This window comes from Streptomyces sp. a15 (genome assembly GCF_059026085.1).
Window position 1 is genome coordinate 1 of sequence record NZ_JBWLKM010000305.1, and the last position, 327, is coordinate 327.

Here is a 327-nt window from a genome sequence, read left to right on the forward strand (position 1 = left end):
GTTGCCGGCCGCCTCGGGGTTCGGGCCGGCCATGCCCATCCCGACCGCGATCCAGGTGAGCGCCAGGGTGAACAGTGTGATCAGTCCGAACGCCGCCAGCCACTCCAGAGCGGTGGCGTCCGTGGACCGGAAGCCGATGGCCACGGCGATGGCACCGACGAGGACCAGGCTGGCGAGCACCTGCAACGCGCTGCCGACGACGTGCCCGACCAGCACGGACCCGCGGTAGACCGCCATCGTGCGGAAGCGCGCGATGAGCCCCTCGGTCATGTCCATGGAGACAGAGATCGCGGCCCCGATCACGGTGCTGCCGATGGTCATCAGCAG

The 327-nt window shown here is 69.7% G+C and carries 1 pseudogene; it reads right to left on the minus strand.

Going from position 1 to position 327, the window contains the following annotated elements:
• Positions 1–327, minus strand: a pseudogene (locus AC5P09_RS52250) (ABC transporter permease); the annotation flags it as partial.